A 24,568-nucleotide genomic window follows, 5' to 3' on the forward strand; every position below is an offset into this window, starting at 1 on the left:
TTGCATGAGGAACTTGTCCACCACCCGCAGGATGATGTCGCGGTCCAGGGGAGCGAAGGAAATTCGTGCATCCAGACGATTGCGAAACTCGGGAGAGAACAGGCGCTTGATTTCCTTCTCCTCATCTCCCTGGGTTTGCGCGCTCATGAAACCGATGCTGGCATGGGTCAAAGCCTCGGCCCCCGCATTGGTGGTCATGATCAGGATGGTGTTCCGGAAATCCGCCTTGCGCCCGTTGTTGTCCGTCAAGGTCCCGTGGTCCATCACCTGAAGCAGTATATTGGTGATGGAAGGATGCGCTTTTTCGATTTCGTCCAGCAACAGGACCGAATACGGGTTCCTGGTGATGGCTTCCGTCAGCAATCCGCCCTGATCGAACCCCACATAGCCCGGTGGCGCGCCAATGAGGCGGGAGACGGCATGGGGCTCCATGTACTCGGACATGTCGAAACGGATCAGTTCCACTTTCAGGACGTAGGCCAGTTGGCGGGCCACTTCCGTCTTGCCCACCCCCGTCGGCCCGGAAAACAGAAAGGACCCCACGGGCTTCTGGGGATTCCCCAACCCGCTCCGCGCCATTTTGATGGCGGCACTCAAGGCGTCGATGGCCTGGTCCTGGCCGAAAACCACCGCTTTCAGGTCACGATCCAGCGTCCTGAGCGCGGCGCGGTCGGAGCGGGTAATGTTGTGCGCGGGAATGCGGGCGATCTTGGCGACGATCTCCTCGATTTCCCCCTTGCCGATCCATTTGCGTTGACGGGACTTGGGCAGGATGCGTTGCGCGGCACCGGCTTCGTCGATCACATCGATGGCCTTGTCCGGCAAATGGCGATCATTGATGAAACGGGCGGCCAGTTCCGCCGCACTGGTAATGGCCGCTTCAGTATAGCGCACCCCGTGATGCGTCTCGAAGCGGGACTTCAGCCCGCGCAGGATCTGCACCGTTTCCTCCACGGAAGGTTCGTTCACCTCCACCTTCTGGAACCGTCGGGCCAGGGCATGGTCCTTCTCGAAAACCCCGCGAAACTCCGTATAGGTCGTCGCGCCGATGCAACGCAAACTGCCTTTCGACAGCGCGGGCTTCAGCAGGTTGGAAGCATCCAGGGTCCCCCCTGAAGAGGCGCCCGCGCCGATCAACGTATGAATCTCGTCGACGAACAGGATGCTGTAGGGATCTTCCTGCAACCGTCTGAGCACCGCCTTGAGGCGTTGTTCGAAATCCCCCCGGTATTTGGTTCCAGCCAGCAGAGCCCCCATGTCGAGGCTGTAAACCGTGGCGGACCTGAGAATTTCCGGCACTTCCCCGTTCACGATGCGCGAGGCCAGTCCTTCGGCGATGGCCGTCTTACCCACGCCCGCCTCTCCCACCAGGAGGGGATTGTTCTTGCGGCGGCGGCACAGGATCTGGACGACCCGTTCCACTTCCCGATCCCGTCCGATGAGGGGGTCGATTTTTCCTGCGATCACCTGTGCATTGAGATCCACCGTAAAACTCTGCAATTCCCGCCCGGCGCCCGTGTCGTTCTCTCCATCGGCGGTTGCCTCCTCTTTCTGGGCGGATGCGGAATTTTTCACCTTGCTCACGCCGTGGATCATGAAGTTCACCATATCCAGGCGGGTGATACCCTGCTGATTGAGGAAGAACACCGCATGGGAATCCTTTTCCCCACAGATGGCCACCAGCACGTTGGCGCCAGTCACTTCCTTCTTGCCCGAGGACTGGACATGCAGGATGGCGCGCTGGATGACCCGCTGAAAACCCAGCGTGGGCTGGGTGTCCACCGTCCCGGTTCCCTCCGTCTGGGGATTGTTTTCCTGAATGAAGGTGCTCAACTTTTCGCGCAGCCCCCCGACATCGGCACCACAAGCCTGCAATACCTCGAGTGCGGCGGCATTTTCCGTCAAGGACAACAACAGATGCTCCACGGTAATAAACTCGTGGCGCTTCTGACGCGCGTCCACAAAGGCCATGTGCAGACTGACTTCCAGTTCCTGGGCAATCATGATCCCCGTTCCTCCATGATACATTGCAAAGGGTGTTGCGCCGCCCGTGCCAGCGTGACGACACGCGCCACCCGCGTTGCGGCAATATCCCGCGGATAAGTGCCGCAGAGTCCACGACCCTCCGTGTGAACCTGCAACATGACTCGCACTGCCGCCTCCTGCCCCAGACCAAATACCCGCCCGAGCACATCCACCACAAATTCCATGGGGGTGTAGTCGTCATTCAGCAACAGGACATCAAAGAGTGGCGGCGGACTCACCCGAACCTCTTTCCTTTCCAGCACCGTTGTCAGTTCCCGACTCATCCCCCCCCCTCACCCGGATCCACCGTGAGGAAATTCACTGTCCCCCGGCTCCCTTTCCCCCCGTCCTCTGGAGATATGGTTTCAGTCTAAACTTTTCAAGAATTTTCGCAACCCCCTCACTCAAAAAGTTCATTTCTGATCATTTTTTGCACAAAACCACCCTTTTTCCAAAAAAAACCCGGATCCCCCCTTGACGATCAGCACCAAACTCGCGTAAAAGTGCAACTGGAGTTTGGTTCCAAGTTGTCTGCATCACCGGTTTTGCCGTTTGCTGGCCTTGAAACTCAAACCTTATCCGGGTTTTTAAGGCCCAAATCATCACAGGAAAGCAAACATGGCAACAGGTACAGTCAAGTGGTTCAACGATTCCAAAGGTTACGGTTTCATCACTCCCGATGACGGAAGCGAAGATCTTTTCGCTCATTTCTCCGCCATCCAGATGGGCGGGTTCAAGACCCTGAAGGAAGGCCAGAAGGTCTCCTTCGATGTTACCCAAGGCCCCAAAGGAAAACAAGCCTCGAATATTCAAAACGCTTAGTTGCGTGAACGGGACTTGACCGTCCCGTCATCATTCAGGCCAGGTTCCTTCCGCTTCGGCGGTTGAATCTGGCCTTTTTTGTGTCCGCCCCCCTCCCATCAACCCGATCCTTCTCCATGGCACCGGCGCAAGGCCACCTTGTCCACCTTGCCCGTGGCGGTATAGGGCAGGCTGTCCACCACCAGGAATCGGTCGGGGAGACTCCAGCGCGCCACATGCTGCGCCAGGTGTTGTCGTAATTCTTCTTCCGTCACCCCCCTTCCGGCTTCCAGCACCATGATCAGAAGGGGGCGTTCCCCCCAATGCGGGTCAGGAAAGCCGATCACTGCCGCTTCCCGCACGGCAGGATGAAGCAAGGCCGCCTGTTCCACCTGAACCGAACTGATCCATTCCCCGCCGCTTTTGATCAGATCCTTGACACGGTCCGTGATCTGCAGGAATCCGTCCTCGTCCAGGGTAGCCACATCACCGGTCGGAAACCAGGCCCGCCCCGCGCCTCGCGCCTCCTTCCAGTAATGTTCACAAATCCACGGACCACGCACCTCCAGATGGCCGGGGGTTTTTCCATCCCGGGCCACTTCCCGTCCCGCGCTGTCCCTCAGGCGCATGTCCACGCCGAAGGGCGGACGCCCCGATTTCTCCAGCCAGCGCCAGCGCGCCTCGCCGGACAACCCCATCTGGGCCCGTTTGGGGCTCATGAGCGCCGCCACCGGACTGGTTTCCGTCATCCCCCATCCCGGCCGAACCGGCACCTTTTGTTCCTGTTCGAAATACCGCACCAGCGCCGGGGGACAGGCCGCCCCCCCCACGCCGAGCAGGCGCAGATGATTCAGTTTCAGCGCCTGCGCCTGCAGAAAGGACATCAAACCGCGCCATACCGTGGGAACGCCCGCACTGATCGTGACCTCCTCGCGTTCCAGCAGGGCATACAGGGTCGCGCCCTCCAGCCAGGGACCGGGCAAGACCAGTTTCGCCCCCACCAGAGCCGCCGCATGGGGAAACCCCCACGCATTGGCATGGAACAGGGGAACCACCGGCAATACCGAGTCGCAGGCAGAAAATCCGAGGCTGTCGGGCAAGGCCACGCTCATGGCATGAAGTACGGTGGAGCGGTGGGAATACACGACCCCCTTGGGTCGCCCCGTGGTTCCAGAGGTGAAACACAGACCGGCGGCCTGTTCCTCCGGCCAGTCCGGCCAGTCGAAACGCCCGTTTTCTTCGGCCAGCAGGGCTTCGTAGTCGAACCAGGCCCCCAGGGCCGGCGCACAGGCCTCTCCGGGTTCACCCATCAGGATGACCCAGGGCAAACGTACCCCCAGGTTCTCCAGGGTCTGCAACAGCGGCAGATGCCGGGCATCGGCCAGCAGTCCCACGTCCTGTGCATCCTGCAGGATTTGGACCAATTGCTCCGGAAACAGGCGTGGGTTGAGAGTATGGCAAATCGCCCCAATCCCCGGGATCGCATAATACGCCTCGAGATGGCGGTGATGATTCCAGCCCAGCGTGCCCACCCGATCCCCCGGACGCACCCCCAGACGAATCAGCGCCTGGGCCAGGCGACGGGCACGCTGGTCGATCTCTTCCCAACCAAAGGTGACTCCTTCCTGAGGCGCGCGCTGGGAAACCACGGCAGTTTTACCGTGCCAGCGCGCCGCGTGCTCCAGCAGAGCGGAAACCAGCAGCGGACGTCCCATCATGGAACCGATCACCTTTCCTCCCTCCTCATACGCTTCTCTCCTGCATGGTCTGATCCTCGATGATTTTGCACAGCCGCCGCCTCGTATTATACTAGGGGACATGAACGCCATCCCTCTCCTGCGCACTTCTCTCCAAACCCCGTGAACGGTGCGCCTGGAGTGTCCCCATGACACATCTTTACGACCTCCCGGTCCAGACCCTGCAGTGTTACGTCACGGCCAGTTATCCCTGCAGTTACCTGGAGGGACAGAGCGCACGCTCCCAGGTCGTGACCCCTGGCCCTCTGATCGACCAGGAGTTGTACAGTGTTCTGGTGGAAAACGGCTTTCGGCGCAGCGGACTTTTTACCTACCGCCCCCACTGTCACCACTGCCGCGCCTGCATTCCCGTACGAATCCGGGTACAGGATTTCGTCCCGTCGCGCATTCAGCGCCGGGTCTGGAAACGGCACCGGGCCCTGGAGGTACGCTCGCTGCCCTTGTGTTTCGAACCGGAGCATTTTTCGCTCTATACCCGATACCAGCAGGCACGTCACCGGGAAATCACCCAGGATCGCACCGGGGAAGATCAGTACCGCCAATTCCTGCTACAATCTTCCCTGCCTACCCGTCTGGTGGAGTTTCGTGAAGCAGGACAGTTGCGCATGGTCAGTTTGATCGATGAACTGGCCCAGGGACTTTCTTCGGTTTACACCTTCTATGAGCCGGACATGCCCGGAACTTCCTACGGCACCTATAACATTCTCTGGCAGATCGAGGAATGTCGAAGCCAGCGACTTCCCTGGCTCTATCTGGGTTACTGGATTCGTTCCTGCACCAAAATGACTTACAAAAGCCGCTTCCAGCCCCTTGAAGCCTGGGTTTCAGGTGCCTGGACTTCGTTCCCTGAACTGCTCGAATCCCCCGACTCGCCGATACGCTGACCCCTCCCGATGCTTTATCCCATTGCGCGCTCCCTGCTGTTTTGCCTCGATCCGGAAACCGCCCATATCCTGTCCCTGACTGCCCTGGACCAGGCGGCCCGATGCGGTCTGGTCAAACCCGGACATCTGGTTGCCACCCGCCCCCGTACCGTCATGGGGCTGACCTTTGCCAATCCGCTGGGAATTGCCGCCGGCCTGGACAAGAACGGAACCTTCATTCAGGGCCTTGCCGCCCTCGGCGTCGGGTTCATCGAAGTCGGTACGGTCACCCCCCGTCCGCAGGACGGGAACCCCCGTCCCCGTGTCTTCCGCCTCCCGGCGGTGGAAGGATTGATCAACCGCCTGGGGTTCAACAATCATGGCGTGGCCGCACTGGTGGGACAGGTCCGCCAGCGACGTCCGTCCGCCCTCCTCGGCATCAATATCGGCAAAAACTTCGATACGCCTCTGGAACGCGCGGTGGAGGATTACCGCGCCGCACTCGTGGCGGTGGCCCCCCACGCCGATTACGTCACGGTCAACATCTCCTCTCCCAACACTCAAAACCTGCGCCAACTGCAGGGAAGCGAGGCCCTGCCCCCGCTCCTGAACGCCCTTCATGAAGAACGACTCCGGTTGGTGGAACGGCTGGGACGTCCCCTGCCCATTGCCATCAAGATCGCGCCCGACCTCACGCCCGACGCCCTGACGGAGATTGCCCGGATTCTGGTGGAAGCCCATATGGATGCGGTGATCGCCACCAATACCACGATTGCCCGGGATCCCGTCCTGCACTTGCCCCATGGACAGGAAACAGGGGGATTGAGCGGCGCGCCTCTCCATGAAAAATCCCTGGCCGTGGTGGCCCATCTGGCTCGAGCGCTGGACGGGGCCCTGCCCATCATCGGCGTCGGCGGCATCACCAGCGCGGCGCGGGCCCAGGCCATGCTGGCCGCCGGGGCCCAACTGATTCAGGTCTATACCGGCCTGATCTATCGGGGTCCGGACCTGATCCGCGAGATTCTGGACAGTGACCGTCCGACATGAATCCCACCCTGGCCACCCGCCGGCAAATTGCGCTGATCGATGAAACCCGCTGCATCGGTTGTTTCAAGTGTCTGCGCGCCTGTCCCGAGCAGGCCATCGTGGGCGCTGCACGCTGGATGCATACCGTCCTGCGCGCACTGTGTACCGGTTGTGAAAACTGTCTTCCGCCCTGCCCGGAAAACTGCATTACCTTTTTACCCGCCGCTCCCCTCGATGACTCCTGCCCGATGCCAACAACTGTTTGAACGATTGGCGCAGGCCAATCCCCATCCCACCACCGAACTGGTCTGGCACACCCCTTTTCAGTTGCTCCTGGCCGTCCTCCTGTCGGCCCAGTCCACCGATGTGGGCGTCAACCGGGCCACCGCGCCCCTGTTTCCCACCCTGCAGACTCCGCAGGACTTGCTGGCGCTGGGATCGACGGCCTTTGAACACGCCATCCGTTCCCTCGGACTGTACCGCACGAAGGCGCGCCATGCCCTTGAAATGGCACAACTTCTGGTGGATCGACATGGCGGTCGGGTACCGGAGACTCGGAAGGAACTGGAAGCCTTGCCCGGCGTGGGACGAAAAACCGCCAATGTCGTCCTCAATACCCTCTACGGCCACCCCACCATCGCCGTGGATACCCACGTCTTCCGGGTAGCCAACCGGACCGGACTGGCGCGCGGAACCACGCCCCTGGCCGTGGAGCAGGCCCTGTTACGGGCGGTGCCTGCGCCTTTTCTGCAGCATGCCCACCACTGGCTGATCCTGCTGGGGCGACACGTCTGCCTGGCACGGGCACCGCGCTGTGGCGCCTGCCCGATCCAGGATCTCTGTGACACGGGGAAAACCCATGTTTGATCCCAGCCGCGAAGAAGTCCGGAAATTTTTCATGGGTGCCTGGCAGGGCCACCGCAGCGGACGCCTGCTGAGCCCCCTGGAAGCACTGGCTGCGGAGGTCATTCAACACCACCCCGAATTTCACCCACTGCTCGAATCGGATTCCGAAGAGACGCTGGCACGCACCTGGGGGCCGGAGGATGGCGGCATGAATCCCTTTTTGCACCTGTCCCTGCATCTTGCCCTTGAAGAACAACTGGGCATCGACCACCCCCCCGGCATCAGCGCCATTTTTCAGCGCCTGTGCCAGACCACCCGCGACGAACACGAGGCTCGTCACCGCCTGCTGGAGTGCCTGGGACAAATCCTGTGGGAAGCCCAACGCCAGGGAACCCCGCCCGACCAGGAACGTTATCGCCAGTTACTGCAGGCTACCCTGTCCTCCTCCTGACCCTTCGGGCCGCCACAGTCCCCGCCCGCCACTGGCCTGGTCGATACGTTCCAGTTGGGTGCGGTGGGCTTCCATTTCCATCTCGGTCGCCCGCGCCACGCGCAACCGATGCGCCGAAGCCGAGGCGACGTAACCGGGCATCTGCATCGAACCCGGCGAGGTTTCTTCGGGCATCAGCAGATTTTCCTGGCCGCGCGTCATGGCCAGATAGACCTCACCCAGCAATTCGGCATCCAGCAGCGCCCCGTGGAAGGTGCGGTGGGCATGATCGATGTCGTACCGTTCGCACAGGGCATCCAGACTGTTGCGTTTGCCCGGAAACAGTTCGCGTGCCACCTTGAGGGAATCCACCAACACGCCCGCCGGCAGATGCGCCAGCAAGGCAGGTTTTCCCAGCAGACCCAACTCGTGATCGAGAAAACCCAAATCGAAGGCAGCGTTGTGAATGACCAGACCGTCCAGGGCCATTCCCCCGGAGGAATCACACAGGAACTCGATGAGACTTTCAGCCACCGCGCCGAAGGGGGGTTTGTCCTTCAAAAAATCCGTCGTCAGACCATGTTTTTCCAAAGCGCCCGGATCACTGTCCCGCCCCGGATCAACGTAATGATGCCAGGTACGCGCACGACGCCGGGCAACGATTTCCACCAGGCCGATTTCCACCAGCCGATGCCCCTGACGCGGATCCAATCCGGTGGTTTCGGTATCGAGCATCACCCAGCGCATACCCGCCCCCTTTCTTCCAGACCGCGCCGCGCCAACGCATCGGCCCGTTCGTTCCCCGGATCCCCTGCATGACCCTTGACCCAGTACCAGGAAATCCGGTGACGCTGGGTTGCCTCCCAGAGTATCTGCCACAAATCGGCATTCCGCACCGGCTTGCGGGCAGAAGTGAGCCAACCATTGCGACGCCAGGCATGAATCCATTCCTGGATCCCCTTCTGGACATATTGGGAGTCGGTATACAGTTCCACTTCACAAGGCCGGGTCAGGGCAGTCAATCCTTCGATGACGGCCTGCAATTCCATGCGATTATTGGTGGTTTGCGCCTCCCCCCCCCAGAGTTCGCGCTCCCCGCCCGCACTGCGCAACCACACGCCCCAGCCCCCCGGTCCGGGGTTGCCACTGCACGCCCCGTCCGTGTAGATTCGAACCACACTCATGACTGGGGCGATACCGGCACCGCTTTGGGGCGAGGCAAGAGAGGGATCACGTTGTCCTGCGCCGAGGAGGATTGTGCTCCTTGCCGACGGACCCCCGCACTGCGTACCGCGGCAGCCAGGGAAGGATCCACCACGTTCTGGGGCTGCCAGCGCGGCGTGATCAGGCGCATGGCATGCACCCGCTTGACCGCCTGCAGCAGATAAATGCCACCGCCCACCCCCCACCAGCGATCGCCCGCTGGCTCCATGAAACGGAAACGGTGCAACCAGCGGGCGCTGGTAAAGGGCGGCGCGTAAGCGCCAAATCGCCCGCCATCCACCTCGAAACTCAGCAAGGCCAGCCAGTCCTTGAGACGGGGGAGACTGATGAAGTGTCCCGACCACGGGGACACCCGTCGGTCCAGGGTAAACAACTGACGGAGGCCCCACAAACTGCGCGGATTGAAGCCCACGATGACCAATCGCCCCTCGGGGCGCATCACCCGATCCACCTCGCGCAACAGGGCGTGAGGATGTTCCGTAAACTCCAGGGCATGGGGCATGACCACGAGATCCAGACTCTGGGTAGCCAGGGGCAGGGCACAGGGTTCGGCCTGGAGGGTTCCTCCCGGACTTGCGCTCACCGTCATATGATGCGGGATCCGGTTGGTGCGCAACCCGTCCAGATGCGACCAACCGATCTGCAGCGCATTGAAGCCGAAGAGGTTCGCCACCGCCTGATCGAGCATGTCCTGCTCCATCTGGAGCACATACTGCCCCAGGGGAGTCTCGAGCCAAGCGTGCAGGTTTTTCTGTTCCATGACAAAATTGTAGTCCAAATCCGGTTCTTTGTGGAAAATGCCTAACTCTTTCTCTATCGTTCCGATCCCCGCCTTCGCCGACAATTACCTGTGGTTGGTCCACAATGACCGCAAGGCGTGGATCGTCGACCCCGGAGAGGCCGCCCCCATCCTGACCGCCCTTCAGCGGGGTCATCTGGAACTGGAGGGCATCCTTCTCACCCATCACCATGCGGATCATTGCGGCGGGGTGGCGGAACTGTGCGCCCGCTTCCCCGGCCTGACGGTCTACGGCCCTGCGGCAGAAGCCATCCCGGGCACGACCCACCCCCTTCGCGCAGGAGACGAGATCTCCCTGACCTCCCTGGGTTTGACCCTAACGGTACTGGAAGTTCCCGGACATACCCTGGGACATGTGGCCTATCTGGGCCAGGATTGCCTCTTTTGCGGAGATACCCTGTTTGCGGCCGGTTGCGGTCGAATCTTTGAAGGAACGCCCGCCCAGATGTTTCACTCCCTGGCGCAACTGGCTGCCCTGCCTGACGAAACCGCCGTCTATTGTGCGCATGAGTACACGGTGTCCAATCTGGCCTTTGCCGCGCGGGTGGACCCGCACAATCCGGAACTCCAGAACTGGGCAAGGGAGGCTCGGGCTCAACGGGCGCGCGGGGAACCCACCCTGCCCAGCCGGATCGGTCGCGAACGGCGTGCCAATCCCTTCCTGCGCAGTGCCGATGCCGCTCTGACCCCGGCGCTGGATCATTACCTGGGCCATCCCGTGGGCACCGACCCACTGACTCGTTTCACGGTTCTACGCGCCTGGAAAAATCAGTGTTGACCCGAATTCCGGTCCTTCTGGCGCTGTTATTCTGGATGGGTCCCGGCTGGGCCCAGGACCCGCCTCCTTCCTCCCTTTCCTCGCCCACGCCGGCACTCGTGAGCGAAGACGAACCTCAGGATCCCGGCCTGGACGACCTCGATCCGTCCCCCGATCCCGAATTACCCCCCCAGGCCAGCGACCAGGCGCCGCCGGGAGAGGTCTGGGACCGGATCCGCAGCGGATTCGCCCTGCCCGATCTGACGGATGAGCAGGATAGCCGGTTGGTGGCCAAACAGATTGCCTGGCTTGCCGCCCGCCCGGATTATGTGGAAAGGACCCTCAACCGCAGCCGGATGTACCTCTTTTTCATTGTCAGCGAAGTCCAGCGCCGGGGCATGCCCACCGAAATCGCGCTCCTGCCTCTGGTGGAAAGCGCCTATAACCCCCATGCCCTGTCACGCAGCCAGGCTTCGGGCATCTGGCAGTTCATCCCCTCCACGGCCCGTCTCTTCGGCCTGCACAAGGATTGGTGGTACGACGGACAAAAGGATGTGGTCGCCACCACTTACAGCGCCCTGGACTATCTCCAGCGCCTGTATGACGAATTTCACTCCTGGGACCTGGCGCTGGCAGGCTACAACTGCGGAGAAGGAAAAATCCGTCGCGAAATTGCCTACAACCGTGCCCGCCAGTTGCCTGTTGACTTTGGTCACCTCAACCTGTCCGACGAAACCCGCAATTATGTCCCCCGTCTTCTGGCCGCCAAGGCCATCGTCCTCTCCCCGGAACATTATGGCCTCATCCTTCCGCCCATTCCGGATGAACCTTACTTCTCTTCCATCACCACCCACAAGAAAATCGACACCAAGGTCGCTGCCCAACTGGCGGGCTTGAGCGTGGACGATTTTCTGATGTTGAATCCCGGTTTCAACCGGCCCCTGATCCAGCTCAGCGCCAACCGGACCACGACGATCCTGGTTCCCGTGTCCGCCGCCAGTTCCTTCATCGCACATCTGGATGACCCGGACCTCACCCTGGTGTCCTGGCAAACCCGCCAGTTGCAGCGGGGTGAGCCCATCGATCGGGTGGCCCATGAATACGGAATGAGCAGTGAGGAACTGAAACGCATCAACGGCATTGCGCCCAACCGTAGAATTGCCAGCGGCGGCGTCATTCTGGTCCCCCTTTCAAAAACGGCGGAAACCGGTCCTTCCTGCGCCTCCCCCCGATCTTCCCGCCAGCCCCCCGGAAGCCGAGCTCTCCACGCCGCCCACGAAGCATCCGCCTGCGCGCAACCCACAGGCCCATAAAAAAACCAGTCGGGCCCATGCTCTCCGTGGCAAAGGCCATTCAAAACCGGCCCGAGGTTCCTCTGCCAAAACCACGACGCAAACTTCCACCACCCGAACGCATCCTGCACTTCACAAAACCCATGGACGAGATCGTCACCCAACTTCCTCCCCCCCTCATTCTTCTCCTTGAGCGGAGAGGGGAATGCCCTGAGGAACGGCTTTGAGCAACTGCTGGGTATAGGGATGGTGCGGACGCGCATAGAGGTCTTCCGCGCTTCCCCGTTCCACGACCTGCCCGGCGTATAGAACCAGGATTTCATCGGCCATGAACCGAACCACGGCGAGATCGTGGGAAATGAACAGCAGGCTGAGGTCGAGTTCGTCCTGCAGATCCCGTAACAGATTCAACACCTGAGCCTGAACCGACACATCCAGGGCGGAAACGGACTCGTCGCAGATCAGCACGCGCGGATTCACCGTCAGGCAACGCGCAATGGCAATCCGTTGGCGTTGCCCACCGGAGAATTCATGGGGGTAGCGGTTCAGTGCCCGTTGGTCCAACCCGACGCGCTCCAACCAGCGCACCGCCAGTTCCAGCCGTTCGCCTGCACCGTTCCCCAGCCCCTGAAGCATGAGGGGTTCGGTCAGCAACTGGGCAACGGTGAAACGCGGGTTGAGGGAGGCGAAGGGATTCTGAAACACCATCTGTACCTGGGCCGGCCGCCCGTTCCTGCATAAGCGGATCTGTCCCGTGTCGGGGGTCAGGATACCGGCCACTATCCTGGCCAGGGTGGATTTGCCGGAGCCGGATTCGCCCACCACCCCCAGGGTACGCCCGGCCTGCAAGGTAAACCCAATGGGTTCCAGCGCCTGAAAACGGGCACGTCGCCAGCCTGAACCCTGAATCACGAAGGACTTGCTGACCCCCGTCACTTCCAGGACCACCGGCAACGAACCCGAGGGACGGGAACCGGAAGAACCCCGGGCAGGCATCAAATTCCCCTGATCGTCGATCATGGGCAAACGCGCAGGCAAATTGCCCAGCGTGGGACGGCAGGTCAGCAATGCCCGGGTATAGCCATGGCGGGGAGCCACCAGGACATCGGCGCAGCGCCCCTGCTCCACCACCCGTCCCTGGCGCATCACCACCACCTCCTCGGCAATTTCTCCCACCAGCGCCAGGTCATGGGTAATGAACAGAATCGCCATGGACAGTTCGCGCTGCAGTTCCCGTAACAGGGTCATGATCTGCCGCTGCACGGTGACATCCAGGGCCGTGGTCGGTTCGTCGGCAATCAGCAGCTGGGGATGGGTACTGATCGCCATGGCGATCATGACCCGTTGCTGTTGACCCCCGGACAGTTGATGGGGATAAGCGGACAGCCGTGCCGCCGCATTGGCAATGCCCACCTGCGACAGGAGTTCCAGGGAACGTTGGCGTACCTGCCGCGCGGACTCGATCCCTTCTGCACGGCGCACCGATTCGCCCAGTTGCATTCCGATGGTAAATACCGGATTGAGCGAACCCTGGGGATCCTGAAAGATCATTCCCAGGGAACGCCGACGCAGAGCGCGCATGGCCTGAGGAGAGAACTCCAGAAGATTGTTCCCCTCCCACAAAATGCGACTGCGCTCGTGGATATGGGTATGGGATTGCGGGAGAAGGCGCAGAATGGAGAGTGCGGTCACCGATTTCCCGCTGCCCGACTCACCCACCAGAGCAACGGTGGCGCAGGGTGGCACGGTAAAATCGACGCCGCGCACCGCTGCCAGGGGATGATCTCCGGCACGGCGAAAGGTCACCTCGAGGTCACGCACCTCCAGCAAAGGCAGGGGCTTCACGAGTTCAACCTCGGATCGAGCGCATCCCGCAGGGCATCGGTCAGCAAACTCGAGGCGGTGACAAAAACGGCCATGGCCACCGTGGTGACCACCAGTTGCCACCACTTACCCAGGATCAGTTCGTTCTGCGCCTCGTTCAACATGCTGCCCCAGGATACCGAACTGACCGGGACGCCAAACCCCAGAAAACTGAGAATCACCTCCGATTTGATGAACCCCACCAGATTCTGGGAAAACTGGACCAGGACCACGTGACCGACATTGGGCAGGATATGTACCCACACACGCCGCCCATGGGAAGCACCCAGGGCGCCGGCAGCCAGCACATATTCCCGGGTGCGATGCTTCATGTATTCGGCCCGGACCAGGCGAAAAACCCCGGTCCATCCCGTCAGACCGAGAATCAGGATGAGGGTGCCCACCCCTTTCTGCTGAAGTACGGCAGCCACCGCAAAAACCAGCAACAGGTAGGGAATGGAGGTCAATACACCATAAAAACCATTCAACAGGTCATCAACGACCCGCCCGTAATAACCCGCCAGAGCGCCCAGGACGGTCCCGATCAGGGTGGCCACGAAAGCCGCCACCAGCCCCACCCAAACCGAGGTCTGGGTCCCCTTGAGCACCTTTTGCCCCACGTCCCTGCCCCATTTGTCCGCACCGAAAGGCAGGGTCAGGCGATACGACACAGGCTCGGGCTGGATCCGCTGTGCAGCGGCCCGTGCTTCACTCCAGAGCGGCTCCAGCGGATCGGTCCAACCATACAGGGGAACGACCAGGGTGCGATCCCAGGCCTCTCCGGCCGGCAGGGTCACCCGATTCGCGGCAGAGACGAACCAGGTCGGCGGCGCATAATTGACGGCTACCGGGTCGTTCCAGCGCGTTCCCAGCCAACCGGCCAGCACCATCCCCACCAGTACCAGATAAAATGTCACCACCCCCAGAGAAATGCGCCCCACCGGATCCCGCCACAGGCGGCGCAGGGCGAGGCTCCAGGCACTCTCAGAACGCATCGATGAATCCATTTGTACCGTCATTCCGTCCTACTCCAAACCTACCCGGGGGTCCAGCCACCGGTAACACAGATCGCCCAGAAAATTGACCGCCAGGGTGGCCATGGCCACATACACGGTGATCGCCTTGATCAGGGGGAAATCACTCCGCTCCACGGCCAGAATGATTTCCCGGCCGATGCCGGGAATGGCAAAAAACCGCTCCAGCAGAAAGGCGCCCGTCAGCAATCCGGGCAATCCCATCAGAACATTGGTCACAATCGGAATGGCCGCATTGCGCAGAACGTGCACGAACAGAATGCGTCTCTCCGACAATCCCTTGGCACGCGCCGTCCGCACAAAATCCTGATCGATCTCTTCCAGTATGAAGGAACGATAGAGCCGGATCGAGGGCGCGACACTCACGAGAAGTCCCAGCAATACGGGCAAAAGCGCATAGACCCGCAAATTGGTCAGGACAGAATCGCTCCACCCCTTGACCGGAAACCATCCCCACAGGTAGGCAAATACGTATTGCCCCACGATGATGTAGACCAAAAGACTGATCGACATGGCCACCGTACTCACCATGCGTACCCCCTGATCCAGCCAGGAACCCCGCAACGCCGCCACCAGCAGGGCCACGGCCACGGCCACCAGGGTCTCCAGGATCAGCATGGGGATCAGCAACGTCAGGGAGGGCCCCAGCCGGGAGCGGAAAATGGCGGAGACGGGCTCATGGGTGGACCAGCTCTCCCCGTAATCCCCGCGCAAAACCTGCCCGACAAAGTCCAGAAACTGCTGCCAGAGCGGGCGGTCGAGGCCCAGTTGGTGGCGTACGTTGGCCAAGTCCTGCGCGCTGGCCATTTTGCCGGCCAGGATCGTGGCAGGGTCCCCCCCCACCCAGTTGAACAGGATGAAGACCAGCAGGATCACCCCCAGCAGGGTCAGCAGGGCCTGTCCCAGGCGCCGGACCAGAAACAGTAATCCGCTCATGTTTTTTTCTCGTCAGGGGGTTGCGTCATGCCGCTCCTCCACATCCAGATAATTCCACACCGAAGGCAGGATCGGGTGCGCCCGGTAACCCAGTACCCAGGGCTGAGACAGGACATTGCGCAGGGCCGACGTGCTGACCTTGGTCACTCCATACAGTTCCAGGCGGCGCGCCAACCGATGGTACAGGGCATCGCGCCGGGGGGAATCGGGCAGCGTGAGGGTTTGCTCGTAGAGTCGGTCCCATTCCGGGTCCTGATAGCAACTGGCATTGTTCTCGTGGGTATGCGGTCCGTACCAGAGTTGCATGAAATTGTCTCCATCCGGGTAATCGGCAATCCAGGCCGACAGGCGAAACTGGACCTGGCATTGCCGTTCTGCCCGTATGATGTCCGGAAACTTGAGTTTGTTGCTGGAAAACCGCAGGCCGATGCGGTCCAGGGATTTTTTCATCACCTCATCCAGTTCGCGATCCTGCGAAGAAAGTCCCGTCGTATACTGAACCTCCAGTGGCTTTCCATCCGGCTGAAGCCGATAGCCGGTTCTGTCCCGCCGGTATCCGTAGGCATCGAGCAATTGATTGGCCAGCTCAGGGTCATAATTCAACAAACTCTGGTACTGGGCATCGGCGCCCGCCACGCCCGGCGGAATCGGGTAGGTCGTTCGGATCGCCTGACCCTTGTCGATGACCCGCATCATCTCGCCATCATTCATCGCCAGAAAGATGGCGCGCCGCAAGGCAATTTTGGCCGGGGTCATGCCGCCCAGCACAGGATCCTGCTGATTGATGAAGTAGTAGGCGATGGCCGGTTCCACGATCCGGTCCAGATGAACCCCGCGCCGGACCCATTCCGGACGCAACCGATCCCCACTCAGGGCCAGCGGAGAAAACTGGGCAGGAATCCCCAGGATGTCCAGTTCCCCCTTGCCAAAACTGAGCCAGGCCGACTGGGCTTCCTCGATGATCTGAATATCGATCCGATCGATCCGGGGCAGCGTTTTTCCTTCCATTTGCGCCACCAGACGCCGATTCTCCGGATCATTGCCGGGAGAAAAATGCCAGACTTCGGGGCGGTAGTTGGGATTGCGGATCAATTCGATGCGCGCCGAGCGCAACCACTGTCCCAGGCGATAGGGTCCGGTACCCACCGGATGAGAGGCCGTATCCCCGGCATACGCCTCGATCACCTCCCGGGCCACGATGCCCATGACCGGCTGGGCCATGGCATGCCCGAAATTGTAGTCGGTAGTTTTCAGGTGCACGCGCACATGCCAGGGATCGAGCACCGTCAGCCCCGCCACGGGCGTGTCGTAATCAAAATGCCCGGTCGCCCGGGCCTGGGCTGCCCGCTCATCCAGTCCCTCGATTTTTCCGTCCAGCAGGAACTTGTACGGGGAACGGTTTTTGGGATCCATGAAACGCATCAGGGTATAGACCACATCGGTCGCGGTCACTTCCCGCTTCTTGCCCCGAAAAACCGGGTCAGGAGAAAAATACACGCCCTTTTTCAGGGTAAAGGTCCAGACGCGCCCCTGCCCGCTCACGCTGGGCATGGTTGCTGCCAATCGCGGCACCAGTTTGGCGGGTCGTGCCAGGTAATCGTAAGTCAGCAACGATTCAAACAGTTGCTGTTCGATAGCCGCCGTGTTGAGATCGGAAGTCTGTACCGGATCAAACCCCGTTTCAGAAGCAGAGAACGCCACATGCAGAACTTTTTCCTGGGCCTGCAGCGGGGACATCCACAGCAAGGCCAGCCACAGCACCCAAACTCTTCTCCCCTTCATCCACCCCCCTCTTTCATGCCCGCTCCTCCCGATCATCCCTGCAAAACCTACCTGCCATCCGCCCATTCTATCGCGTCCGACCGCGCCTTTCCGAAGGGAATGGTTTATCATGAGGCCCTGACAGAGGAGACCAACCCATGGGATTTTTGGCAAACAAGAACATACTCATCACCGGATTGCTGAGCAATCGTTCCATCGCCTGGGGGATCGCCCAGGCCATGCAAAGGGAGGGGGCCCGGTTGGCGCTCACCTATCAGGGCGACGCGGTGCGCGGACGGGTGGAGAAGCTGGCCACGGAACTGGGGATCAGCGAACTCTATCCTTGTGATGTGGCGCAGGACGATCAGATCGAGGCACTCTTCCATTCGTTGGGACAACGCTGGGATGGACTGGATGGCATCGTTCATTCCATTGCCTTCGCTCCCCGTGAGGCCCTCAGCGGCACTTTTCTGGATTCCGTGACCCGGGAAAACTTTCGGATCGCCCATGACATCAGTTCCTACAGTTTTGCAGCCCTGGCCAAGGCGGGCGCTCCCCTCATGGCCGGTCGTCAGGGCGCCCTGCTGACCCTATCCTATCTGGGCGCCGAGCGTTCCGTACAAAACTACAACGTCATGGGACTGGCCAAGGCCAGTCTCGAGGCCAATGTCCGTTATCTGGCACAAAGTCTGGGCCCCAGGGGCATTCGCGTCAACGGCATTTCTGCGGGGCCCATCAAAACCCTGGCTGCCGCGGGCATCGGTGATTTCGGCAAGATTCTGGGCTATGTGGAGCAAACCGCCCCCCTGCGCCGCAATATCACCATCGAGGAAGTGGGAAATGTGGCCGCTTTCCTGTGCAGTTCCCTGGCTTCTGGCGTAACGGGAGAAATCGTTCATGTGGACGGCGGTTTTTCCAGTACCGTCCCGGGCATGGGAGGCTGATTCACGGGAGGAGACCGGGGGGATCTCCCCCCCGAAAGTCAGTGCTGAGGAATCTCTCCCAGCACGCTCTTGTCCACCACCTGAATGTTGGCCTTCTGACGCAGGGCGGCCATGAACTCTTCCATGGCTTCGTCCCCGTAGGCACGCGTCAACCCCGTTTCGGCTTCCTTCCGCGCGGCAGGTTCATCGGTACGTCCCGGCTGAATCTGAGTGACCCGCACCAGGATAAAATCGCCGTCCGGGGTGGATGCCCCCGCATAACCGGGCAGATGTCGTTCACCCACCCGAAAGGCAGGGGTCACCACGGCCGGAGGCAGACCACCGCCATAGGCCTGCTGACGGGTCAGGAGCCGCTCCCCGGACCAGGTCAGGCTGGAGTCTGCCTGGCCCGCCTGTAATTCCCTGAGTTTCTCTTCGCCTGCCCGACGGGCCAGAACCGCCGCCTGCTGCGCCTTGAGCCGTTGCTCGATGGCAGGAGTCGCCTGTTCCAGCGGTTTCAGAGTCGCTGCTTGATCCATGGTGACCCGGGCAGCCACCAGCAAACCGGGGGCCACCTCGATGGCGGGCGTATTGCGATGATCCTTGATCACCGCCGTAGAAAATAATGCCTGTTGCAACTTCGGATTGGACCAGATGCCCGTTTTCTGGTCTTTGCTGATCCCGCTGGCGGTCTGCACCGTCAGATGAAATTTGTCGGCGGCAGGCTGCAAACTGCCGGATTGCTCATAAACCAGCGTGGTAAAAGCATCCGCCTCCTCGGAAAATTTCTGGCTGGCCTTCTGACGGCGAATCTCTGCAGTCAGTTGGGGCGTAACTTCCTCGAGACTCAAATGCTTCGCCTCATGGATATCCGTCACCTGAATCACGTGGTACCCGAAGTCCGTTTCGATCGGACCGGAGAATTCCCCTTTCTTCAGGGCGAACACAGCCTTTTCGAAGGGAGGGGTCATGGTTCCCCGGGCAAAGAATCCCAGATCCCCGCCCTGATTGGCCGAACCCGGGTCCTGGGACTCCGCCTTGGCAACCGCTGCAAACTGTTCGGGATGAGCCTGCAAACGGGTCAGCAACTGTTGGGCATGCTGTTTGATCGACTGTCGCTGGGCCGGGCTGGCGCCACTGGGAACGGTGAGCAGAATATGCCGTGCCCGGCGCATTTCCTGTCCGGTCCAGCGACTCTGGTTGGCGGGATCCGCGTACGCCTTGCGTAATTCCTCGGGCAGAACCGTCACCCCCGCCGCCAGTTGATCCGCCGCCAGGGTCACATATTGAATGGAAATCTGTTCGGGAATGCGGAATTCGTCCGGGTGCGCCTGATAATATTTCCTGACCGCATCGTCGGCCAGTTTGACCTCGCCCAAAAACTGGCTCGAACTCAGGGTTGCGGTGGACACGGCGCGAATCTGTCCATCCAGTTTGAGAAAGGCATCGAGGCTCTGCTCGGGCACCCACGCCGTGGTCGTCAGGGATTCCTGTTCCAGTTGCAGTTTAAGGTCAGCGCGCAAACGCTTTTCGAACTGGGCCGGGGTCATTCCCTGAGCGCGGAGTACCTGCTCATAACGGGATTGAGAAAACTTGCCGTTTTCCTGGAACACGTCCACCCGGGAAATTTCGTCCACCAACAACTGATCCGGGATGGTCAGATGGTGATCGGCGGCGTATTCGAGCAATAACTGGCGGTTGACCAGCGCGTTCATGGCTTCATAACGCAAGGCCGGAGAATCCGCTGTGCCCGCGTTCTGCATCTGTTGTTGCTGGTTGCGCAGGGCGTCACGAAACTCTGACTGAGAAATGGCCACGCCATCCACTTTCAGCACCGTACCCCCCTCCCCGCCCTGGCGCAGATAATATTCCAGACCAAACAAGGCAAAAGGTACGGTGATCAGGGCAAGCACCACCTTGGCGACCCAGGTTTGAGACAACGAACGAAAACCATCCAGCATGAGAACCTCTCGAAACAAAAAAACCGTTGATTTCTCAACGGCCTTTGTTGTTTTGGCGGAGCGTGTGAGACGGAGCCCGCAATCCCCGACGTGACAGGCCGACACCAAAACTCATTGAATTCGGGCGATTATAGCCGTTCCATCGCCCAAAGACAACAAACCTTCGCCTTGCTCCCTCAACCGGGCCTGGCCAGGCCTCAGGGGGAAGGCGGCGGGGGTGGACCATTCGATTTTTGAGGCCCCCCCCCGGTCCACCATCCCGGCGGCGGCGGCGGAATATTCATCGAGGATCCCTTCGAACGCCCCAGTTGCGCTTCCAGCACGGCATTTTCGCGCTCCTGCGCGGTGAGCTGGTCCTGAAGCACCTGCTTTTCGGCCCGATCATGCTGCGCAGCCAGAATGCGGGCCTTGAGTTCACTTTCGTCCACGGTGACCCGCGCAGTCACGGACAATTGCTCATGCCCGTCTTTCAGCAACGAAAAGTGTTCGCCGGTTTCGACGATTTTGACCATGGATGCCGTAATGACCTTGGTTTCCTCCTGAAGATCGTCGTTCTTCAGGGTCGTCCGGGTTTCAATGTACGCACCCACCTCCCGCAGCGCCCGAGCACGAATCTCGTCCATGGCATTTTTCCGGGCCGTACTGCGACTGTCCGTCTCGCCCAGGTTGTACTGCACCGTATAACTGCGGGTCCAGGTTCCCGCTTCCGCAGAGAACGCGCACAGGAGGAGCGTGACTGCCGCACCCGTCGTCCGGAATTTCAGAGGGATCATCAAAATTCATTTCCCCAGCAGTACGCAGTACAGGCTCCCTTCCTGCCCTGTAATGGTTTTTTCTTCCAGTATTTCCACGGGAGGTACGCCCCCTTCCGCGACTTCGTTGACGATGCGGGTGTAGGTCTCGCCGTTGACCTGTTCACGCCCCCCCACCGACAGGCTCTTCGCCCGGGCCATGTTGCGCCGTGCATCGATGATCGCACGCGTACGTGCGTCCGGATAGTGCAGCGAAGCGCAACCCGGGAAAGCCATGCGCCCGGAGAACATGACCCCGTTGGTTGCCGACTCCCATCCGGCTTGCGCGCTCAGGGTAGATCCTCCGAGCAGCGCGACCAGCAGATTAGTTACCCGCATGATCGGGATTGGGAGGGGGTGGGGACATCGCATCCCCCGGACCGGGTCCCTCGCTCACGCTGGACGGGGCAGACCCGGCGGCAGGGGGGGCAGTGGATTCAATCACGGTCGTGGTCGTGAAGGGGGTTCCCGGAGGAAGCGTCTGTGCGGGTTGGGCGACCCGTTGTGCATTCTGTTTTTGCAATTTGTCCAACCGACCGGACAATTCGTCGAAGGCATGCTTGATATCTTCGCTCGATGCGCTGGAGCCACGTTCCTGAAGGACGCGATTCACCTGATTGTAGGGCAATTTCAGCAGAACATAGGCCGTATACGACCCATCCACCGGACGGACGTTCTGGTGAATCACCTCAAAGCCCACGATAGGCACCTGACTGACCAGACTGTCGATCATTTGCGTGTATTGCGACTGGCTATAGTTGCCACTCTTGTCCTGTGAATACTGTTGCTCCGAGCCCGAGAGAAGTTGATTGTAGTTTTTTGCCAATCCGTATTCGCCATCCAGCATGGCCTTCCGGATTGCCAGGCGGATCGTGTCGGACTCGCCGATCCCCACGGCATATACCCCGTCATCATCCGGGGGCGGGGCCTGTATCGCCCACTCCGGGATCTTGGAAATATTCGTTTCAAGACGCTTCTGTTCGGCCGCCCGCTGATCCGCGGCAGCCTGGGTATGGATTTTCACGGCAGCAGCCTCATCGGCCGCGGTTTCCTTCATGCTATTGCTGCTCGAACAACCCGACAGGGCAACCAGGGCGCCGAGCACGCACAGGGCAATGACTTTCTTGTTCATCACAGATCTCCCAGGAGTTTGCGCTTGCCCATTGTACACACGAAGCACGCCAACAAACCAGATACACAAGGTTACAGATGGACCTTTCCGGATCCTTCACCACGGACCGAACTTCTGCTATAGTACGACCATCATGCACCGAAAAGAAATACGCCTGAAAATTTCCCTGGTTGTCATCATGCTGCTGGCCTGGAGTCAGTTCGTGGTTGCAGCGCACGCCTGTTCCCGGCTGTCTCCTGCCGCCAACGATCTGGTCAGGATGCCCGCGACCATGCAGGCGAACTGCAGCGGGATGGACGGCCCATCCGGGACGAAAGACTCCCCTTCCCAGTGTTGCCTTGCCCATTGCGAACAATCCGCGCAATCCCATCAAGTCTCCGTTCCCGACCTTCCCTCGGTGAGTCTGGTCGCGCTCTTTGCAGTCCCCGCCATGGATCCACGCGGCCCATGGTCTTCCCCCCTCATTCGCCCCTCCTTCCTTTTCCTGACGGAGGGCTCGCCGCCGCTCCGCATCCGATATCAGGTTTTCCGGATCTAGATCTTCCCTGCAAGTTCAGGTCGTGTCGCTTTGGGTTTGCGACGCGGATTTCTGTTGCTTGTCGGAGGCAAGATCATCATGTCAACACTACGGATTACCCCTCGCTGGCCACTCGTGCTGGCGATTCTGCTGGCGACCTGGGCCCCGGTCAGCCAGGCACTGACCTATCAGGAGGCCCTGGATATCGCGGAATCCCGCGCTTCGGAACTGAAGGCCCGCCAAAATACCGTCTCTGCCGCCCAGGCGGCACGCATCTCGGCAGGGGAATTGCCTGACCCGAAACTGGTGATGGGCGTGGATAACTTGCCGGTACAAGGCTCCGAGGCCTGGAGCACCACCCGTAATTTCATGACCATGCAGCGCGTTGGCGTCATGCAGGAAGTCACCAATGGCGATAAGCGCGAGGCCGCACAACGCCTGGCGGATACCAGGATCGCCCGGGCTGACGCAGAACTGGAGATCGAGCGTCTGTCTGTCAAACGGCAAACCCGACTGGCTTGGCTCAAGGTCTATTTTTTACAGCAGCAACGCGCTCTGCTGGATCAGATCGAGGCAGAAAATCATCTGCTCAGCACCGCCGTTACGTCGCGATTGGCCTCGGGACGGGGCAAAGGCGGCGATAGCCTGCAGTCCCGTCAGGAATTCATTGCGCTGGAGGACCGACGCGATGATCTGGAGCGGGACTTGACCAAGGCACGGGCCGAGTTGGCCCGCTGGGTGGGTGCGATCGCCACCGAGCCCCTGACCGGCCCTCCCCCTGCGTATACCCCCAATCCGGAACATTTGCGGCACAACCTGAATCGTCATCCCGATATCGCCATTTTCGGGATCCAGGAGGATTCGGGAAAGGCCGAGGTGAACCTGGCCGAAGCAGCCAAAAAACCCGACTGGGCGGTGGAACTGGATTACGAACATCGTGCCCCTCTCTTTGGCGACATGATTTCGGTTCAATTCACCTTTGACCTGCCCATCTTTGCCAAGACCCGCCAGAATCCCCAGATCGCCGCCCGCGAGCAGGAACTCGAGCGCGTCAGTGCCGAACGCGAAAGCATGGTGCGTGATCATATTGCCGCTCTGGAAGCCCTGTTGGCAGAGCAGACCGCAGTGGTGCGTCAGATCGATCGCATCGACCAGGACTGGTTGCCGCTGGGACAACAGAAGGTCGATCTGACTCTGGCAGGGTACCGTGCAGGGCAGGAACCACTGACCTCGGTCCTCGATGCGCGCAAGTTCCTCATCGACACCCGCATGAAACGCATCGATTTGGCGGCACGGCGCGCTGCCATAGAAACCGAATTGAGTTACCTGTCCGAGGAAATCAAACCATGAATCCAAAACAGATGGTCCTGATGGGCGCTGCCGTTGTGGCTCTGGTCGCCGTGGGCGTTGGTGCGGGCTACCGGTTTGCCATGACCCGACCTGTGGCCATGGACAAAAAAACGCCTGTTGCGGAGGCTCCCGGACAGTCTGTCCTGTATTGGTACGACCCCATGAAGCCGGACCAACATTTCGACAAACCCGGCAAATCCCCCTTCATGGATATGGAACTGGTCCCCATGTATGGCGGTGGTAACCCGGTGGACAGCGGCGTATCCATCGACTCCCGGCTGACGCAGAACACGGGGGTGAGGCTGGCCACTGTGGAGAAGGGTCAACTGGGGCGCGGACTGGAAGTCGTCGGGATCCTCGCCTTCAATGACCGTCTGGTGACGGTGATACAGGCACGCACGGGCGGATTGGTGGAGCGGGTATATGCCCGCGCCCCCAACGACGTGATCCCGGCCGGTGCGCCCCTCGCCGATCTGCGTG

The 24,568-nt window shown here is 60.6% G+C and carries 27 protein-coding genes; 12 read left to right on the top strand and 15 right to left on the bottom strand.

Annotated features, from left to right (window positions below; translation table 11 throughout):
• From clpA to M6F29_RS07725, 3 genes are all read right to left on the bottom strand, one after another.
• A partial coding sequence (gene clpA, locus M6F29_RS07715; RefSeq protein WP_298158394.1) for an ATP-dependent Clp protease ATP-binding subunit ClpA occupies nt 1-2,004 on the bottom strand: 2,004 nt, incomplete at its 3' end.
• Nucleotides 2,001-2,309, bottom strand: coding sequence for an ATP-dependent Clp protease adapter ClpS (gene clpS / locus M6F29_RS07720; protein WP_297480047.1), 309 nt, complete (start codon nt 2,307-2,309; stop codon nt 2,001-2,003). The genes clpA and clpS, both read right to left, overlap by 4 nt.
• A 139-nt stretch (nt 2,310-2,448) precedes the next feature.
• Nucleotides 2,449-2,733, bottom strand: a complete 285-nt coding sequence (locus M6F29_RS07725) for a hypothetical protein (RefSeq protein ID WP_298158435.1) — start codon at nt 2,731-2,733, stop codon at nt 2,449-2,451.
• Here M6F29_RS07725 and M6F29_RS07730 point away from each other — a divergent pair.
• Nucleotides 2,644-2,847: a cold-shock protein gene (locus M6F29_RS07730; RefSeq protein WP_031595167.1), complete on the top strand. Its 204-nt coding sequence runs from the start codon at nt 2,644-2,646 to the stop codon at nt 2,845-2,847. The two genes, M6F29_RS07725 and M6F29_RS07730, sit on opposite strands and share 90 nt — an antisense overlap.
• Before the next feature lie 98 nt (nt 2,848-2,945).
• Here M6F29_RS07730 and M6F29_RS07735 read toward each other — a convergent pair whose 3' ends face one another.
• On the bottom strand, nt 2,946-4,544 hold the full coding sequence (locus tag M6F29_RS07735) for a long-chain fatty acid--CoA ligase (RefSeq protein WP_298158396.1): 1,599 nt from the start codon (nt 4,542-4,544) through the stop codon (nt 2,946-2,948).
• Between the two features lie 167 nt (nt 4,545-4,711).
• Between M6F29_RS07735 and M6F29_RS07740 the strand changes: the two genes are divergently transcribed.
• The 5 genes from M6F29_RS07740 to M6F29_RS07760 are packed head-to-tail and all read left to right on the top strand — an operon-like array spanning nt 4,712 to nt 7,769.
• Nucleotides 4,712-5,467, top strand: coding sequence for an arginyltransferase (locus M6F29_RS07740; protein ID WP_298158398.1), 756 nt, complete (start codon nt 4,712-4,714; stop codon nt 5,465-5,467).
• Between the two features lie 9 nt (nt 5,468-5,476).
• The gene (locus tag M6F29_RS07745; RefSeq protein WP_298158400.1) at nt 5,477-6,493 is read left to right on the top strand and encodes a quinone-dependent dihydroorotate dehydrogenase; all 1,017 of its coding nucleotides are present in this window, start codon (nt 5,477-5,479) and stop codon (nt 6,491-6,493) included.
• Nucleotides 6,490-6,738 (top strand): RnfABCDGE type electron transport complex subunit B, encoded by a 249-nt coding sequence (locus tag M6F29_RS07750; protein WP_298158403.1) that lies wholly within the window; start codon nt 6,490-6,492, stop codon nt 6,736-6,738. Before M6F29_RS07745 ends, M6F29_RS07750 begins: the two co-directional genes overlap by 4 nt.
• Entirely contained in the window at nt 6,707-7,339 is a 633-nt protein-coding gene (nth, locus tag M6F29_RS07755) for an endonuclease III (RefSeq protein WP_298158405.1), read from the top strand. The genes M6F29_RS07750 and nth overlap by 32 nt, the downstream gene beginning before the upstream one ends.
• Complete coding sequence (locus tag M6F29_RS07760; protein ID WP_298158407.1) at nt 7,332-7,769, top strand: DUF1841 family protein; 438 nt, start codon at nt 7,332-7,334, stop codon at nt 7,767-7,769. The genes nth and M6F29_RS07760 overlap by 8 nt, the downstream gene beginning before the upstream one ends.
• Here M6F29_RS07760 and dnaQ read toward each other — a convergent pair.
• The 3 genes from dnaQ to M6F29_RS07775 are packed head-to-tail and all read right to left on the bottom strand — an operon-like array spanning nt 7,740 to nt 9,732.
• Complete coding sequence (gene dnaQ / locus M6F29_RS07765) at nt 7,740-8,495, bottom strand: DNA polymerase III subunit epsilon (RefSeq protein ID WP_298158409.1); 756 nt, start codon at nt 8,493-8,495, stop codon at nt 7,740-7,742. The two genes, M6F29_RS07760 and dnaQ, sit on opposite strands and share 30 nt — an antisense overlap.
• Nucleotides 8,483-8,932, bottom strand: coding sequence for a ribonuclease HI (rnhA, locus tag M6F29_RS07770; RefSeq protein ID WP_298158411.1), 450 nt, complete (start codon nt 8,930-8,932; stop codon nt 8,483-8,485). Before rnhA ends, dnaQ begins: the two co-directional genes overlap by 13 nt.
• Nucleotides 8,929-9,732 carry a class I SAM-dependent methyltransferase gene (locus M6F29_RS07775; RefSeq protein ID WP_298158413.1) on the bottom strand — a complete coding sequence of 268 codons (804 nt, stop codon included), beginning with the start codon at nt 9,730-9,732 and terminating at the stop codon, nt 8,929-8,931. The genes rnhA and M6F29_RS07775 overlap by 4 nt, the downstream gene beginning before the upstream one ends.
• Before the next feature lie 37 nt (nt 9,733-9,769).
• Here M6F29_RS07775 and gloB point away from each other — a divergent pair, with 37 nt between their 5' ends.
• On the top strand, nt 9,770-10,549 hold the full coding sequence (gene gloB, locus M6F29_RS07780) for a hydroxyacylglutathione hydrolase (protein WP_298158415.1): 780 nt from the start codon (nt 9,770-9,772) through the stop codon (nt 10,547-10,549).
• The gene (locus M6F29_RS07785) at nt 10,543-11,841 is read left to right on the top strand and encodes a transglycosylase SLT domain-containing protein (RefSeq protein ID WP_298158417.1); all 1,299 of its coding nucleotides are present in this window, start codon (nt 10,543-10,545) and stop codon (nt 11,839-11,841) included. Before gloB ends, M6F29_RS07785 begins: the two co-directional genes overlap by 7 nt.
• A gap of 156 nt (nt 11,842-11,997) precedes the next feature.
• On the opposite strand, the gene M6F29_RS07790 is transcribed toward M6F29_RS07785, so the two are convergent.
• From M6F29_RS07790 to M6F29_RS07805, 4 genes are read right to left on the bottom strand one after another with little or no spacing between them, the layout of a single operon-like run.
• Nucleotides 11,998-13,665 (bottom strand): ABC transporter ATP-binding protein, encoded by a 1,668-nt coding sequence (locus M6F29_RS07790; protein ID WP_298158419.1) that lies wholly within the window; start codon nt 13,663-13,665, stop codon nt 11,998-12,000.
• Entirely contained in the window at nt 13,662-14,678 is a 1,017-nt protein-coding gene (locus M6F29_RS07795; protein ID WP_297480088.1) for an ABC transporter permease, read from the bottom strand. The genes M6F29_RS07790 and M6F29_RS07795 overlap by 4 nt, the downstream gene beginning before the upstream one ends.
• Before the next feature lie 30 nt (nt 14,679-14,708).
• Nucleotides 14,709-15,653: an ABC transporter permease gene (locus M6F29_RS07800; protein ID WP_297498894.1), complete on the bottom strand. Its 945-nt coding sequence runs from the start codon at nt 15,651-15,653 to the stop codon at nt 14,709-14,711.
• Nucleotides 15,654-15,665: 12 nt separating this feature from the next.
• The gene (locus tag M6F29_RS07805; RefSeq protein WP_297486245.1) at nt 15,666-17,435 is read right to left on the bottom strand and encodes an ABC transporter substrate-binding protein; all 1,770 of its coding nucleotides are present in this window, start codon (nt 17,433-17,435) and stop codon (nt 15,666-15,668) included.
• 137 nt (nt 17,436-17,572) lie between these two features.
• On the opposite strand from M6F29_RS07805, the gene M6F29_RS07810 reads away from it, so the two are divergent.
• Nucleotides 17,573-18,358 (top strand): enoyl-ACP reductase FabI, encoded by a 786-nt coding sequence (locus M6F29_RS07810; protein WP_298158422.1) that lies wholly within the window; start codon nt 17,573-17,575, stop codon nt 18,356-18,358.
• Between the two features lie 38 nt (nt 18,359-18,396).
• Here M6F29_RS07810 and M6F29_RS07815 read toward each other — a convergent pair whose 3' ends face one another.
• From M6F29_RS07815 to M6F29_RS07830, 4 genes are all read right to left on the bottom strand, one after another.
• Nucleotides 18,397-20,298 carry a SurA N-terminal domain-containing protein gene (locus M6F29_RS07815; protein ID WP_298158424.1) on the bottom strand — a complete coding sequence of 634 codons (1,902 nt, stop codon included), beginning with the start codon at nt 20,296-20,298 and terminating at the stop codon, nt 18,397-18,399.
• Nucleotides 20,299-20,495: 197 nt separating this feature from the next.
• Entirely contained in the window at nt 20,496-21,071 is a 576-nt protein-coding gene (locus M6F29_RS07820) for a hypothetical protein (protein WP_298158426.1), read from the bottom strand.
• 6 nt (nt 21,072-21,077) lie between these two features.
• A complete protein-coding gene (locus M6F29_RS07825; RefSeq protein WP_297497615.1) occupies nt 21,078-21,428 on the bottom strand; it encodes a hypothetical protein in 351 nt (116 codons plus the stop codon).
• A complete protein-coding gene (locus M6F29_RS07830) occupies nt 21,415-22,221 on the bottom strand; it encodes a hypothetical protein (RefSeq protein WP_297454206.1) in 807 nt (268 codons plus the stop codon). The genes M6F29_RS07825 and M6F29_RS07830 overlap by 14 nt, the downstream gene beginning before the upstream one ends.
• A 133-nt stretch (nt 22,222-22,354) precedes the next feature.
• Between M6F29_RS07830 and M6F29_RS07835 the strand changes: the two genes are divergently transcribed.
• From M6F29_RS07835 to M6F29_RS07845, 3 genes are all read left to right on the top strand, one after another.
• A complete protein-coding gene (locus tag M6F29_RS07835) occupies nt 22,355-22,759 on the top strand; it encodes a hypothetical protein (RefSeq protein WP_298158429.1) in 405 nt (134 codons plus the stop codon).
• A gap of 78 nt (nt 22,760-22,837) precedes the next feature.
• On the top strand, nt 22,838-24,088 hold the full coding sequence (locus tag M6F29_RS07840; protein ID WP_298158431.1) for a TolC family protein: 1,251 nt from the start codon (nt 22,838-22,840) through the stop codon (nt 24,086-24,088).
• Nucleotides 24,085-24,568: heavy metal-binding domain-containing protein (locus M6F29_RS07845; protein WP_298158433.1), on the top strand; the 484-nt coding region annotated here is incomplete at its 3' end. The genes M6F29_RS07840 and M6F29_RS07845, both read left to right, overlap by 4 nt.

Origin of the sequence: Ferrovum sp. (assembly GCF_027317285.1) — a bacterium.
Taxonomy (GTDB): Bacteria; Pseudomonadota; Gammaproteobacteria; order Burkholderiales; family Ferrovaceae; genus Ferrovum.

What these genes read in the sequence shown, in the direction of transcription:
- M6F29_RS07775 (WP_298158413.1), bottom strand. Translation starts at nt 9,732, where the DNA reads ATGGAACAGAAAAACCTGCACGCTTGGCTCGAGACTCCCCTGGGGCAG.
- M6F29_RS07740 (WP_298158398.1), top strand. Translation starts at nt 4,712, where the DNA reads ATGACACATCTTTACGACCTCCCGGTCCAGACCCTGCAGTGTTACGTC.
- M6F29_RS07815 (WP_298158424.1), bottom strand. Translation starts at nt 20,298, where the DNA reads ATGCTGGATGGTTTTCGTTCGTTGTCTCAAACCTGGGTCGCCAAGGTG.
- M6F29_RS07835 (WP_298158429.1), top strand. Translation starts at nt 22,355, where the DNA reads ATGCACCGAAAAGAAATACGCCTGAAAATTTCCCTGGTTGTCATCATG.
- M6F29_RS07730 (WP_031595167.1), top strand. Translation starts at nt 2,644, where the DNA reads ATGGCAACAGGTACAGTCAAGTGGTTCAACGATTCCAAAGGTTACGGT.
- M6F29_RS07800 (WP_297498894.1), bottom strand. Translation starts at nt 15,653, where the DNA reads ATGAGCGGATTACTGTTTCTGGTCCGGCGCCTGGGACAGGCCCTGCTG.
- nth (WP_298158405.1), top strand. Translation starts at nt 6,707, where the DNA reads ATGACTCCTGCCCGATGCCAACAACTGTTTGAACGATTGGCGCAGGCC.
- M6F29_RS07750 (WP_298158403.1), top strand. Translation starts at nt 6,490, where the DNA reads ATGAATCCCACCCTGGCCACCCGCCGGCAAATTGCGCTGATCGATGAA.
- M6F29_RS07760 (WP_298158407.1), top strand. Translation starts at nt 7,332, where the DNA reads ATGTTTGATCCCAGCCGCGAAGAAGTCCGGAAATTTTTCATGGGTGCC.
- M6F29_RS07795 (WP_297480088.1), bottom strand. Translation starts at nt 14,678, where the DNA reads ATGCGTTCTGAGAGTGCCTGGAGCCTCGCCCTGCGCCGCCTGTGGCGG.
- M6F29_RS07820 (WP_298158426.1), bottom strand. Translation starts at nt 21,071, where the DNA reads ATGATCCCTCTGAAATTCCGGACGACGGGTGCGGCAGTCACGCTCCTC.
- M6F29_RS07735 (WP_298158396.1), bottom strand. Translation starts at nt 4,544, where the DNA reads ATGATGGGACGTCCGCTGCTGGTTTCCGCTCTGCTGGAGCACGCGGCG.
- gloB (WP_298158415.1), top strand. Translation starts at nt 9,770, where the DNA reads ATGCCTAACTCTTTCTCTATCGTTCCGATCCCCGCCTTCGCCGACAAT.
- M6F29_RS07745 (WP_298158400.1), top strand. Translation starts at nt 5,477, where the DNA reads ATGCTTTATCCCATTGCGCGCTCCCTGCTGTTTTGCCTCGATCCGGAA.
- M6F29_RS07805 (WP_297486245.1), bottom strand. Translation starts at nt 17,435, where the DNA reads ATGAAGGGGAGAAGAGTTTGGGTGCTGTGGCTGGCCTTGCTGTGGATG.
- dnaQ (WP_298158409.1), bottom strand. Translation starts at nt 8,495, where the DNA reads ATGCGCTGGGTGATGCTCGATACCGAAACCACCGGATTGGATCCGCGT.
- rnhA (WP_298158411.1), bottom strand. Translation starts at nt 8,932, where the DNA reads ATGAGTGTGGTTCGAATCTACACGGACGGGGCGTGCAGTGGCAACCCC.
- M6F29_RS07810 (WP_298158422.1), top strand. Translation starts at nt 17,573, where the DNA reads ATGGGATTTTTGGCAAACAAGAACATACTCATCACCGGATTGCTGAGC.
- clpS (WP_297480047.1), bottom strand. Translation starts at nt 2,309, where the DNA reads ATGAGTCGGGAACTGACAACGGTGCTGGAAAGGAAAGAGGTTCGGGTG.
- M6F29_RS07725 (WP_298158435.1), bottom strand. Translation starts at nt 2,733, where the DNA reads ATGAGCGAAAAGATCTTCGCTTCCGTCATCGGGAGTGATGAAACCGTA.
- M6F29_RS07840 (WP_298158431.1), top strand. Translation starts at nt 22,838, where the DNA reads ATGTCAACACTACGGATTACCCCTCGCTGGCCACTCGTGCTGGCGATT.
- M6F29_RS07825 (WP_297497615.1), bottom strand. Translation starts at nt 21,428, where the DNA reads ATGCGGGTAACTAATCTGCTGGTCGCGCTGCTCGGAGGATCTACCCTG.
- M6F29_RS07830 (WP_297454206.1), bottom strand. Translation starts at nt 22,221, where the DNA reads ATGAACAAGAAAGTCATTGCCCTGTGCGTGCTCGGCGCCCTGGTTGCC.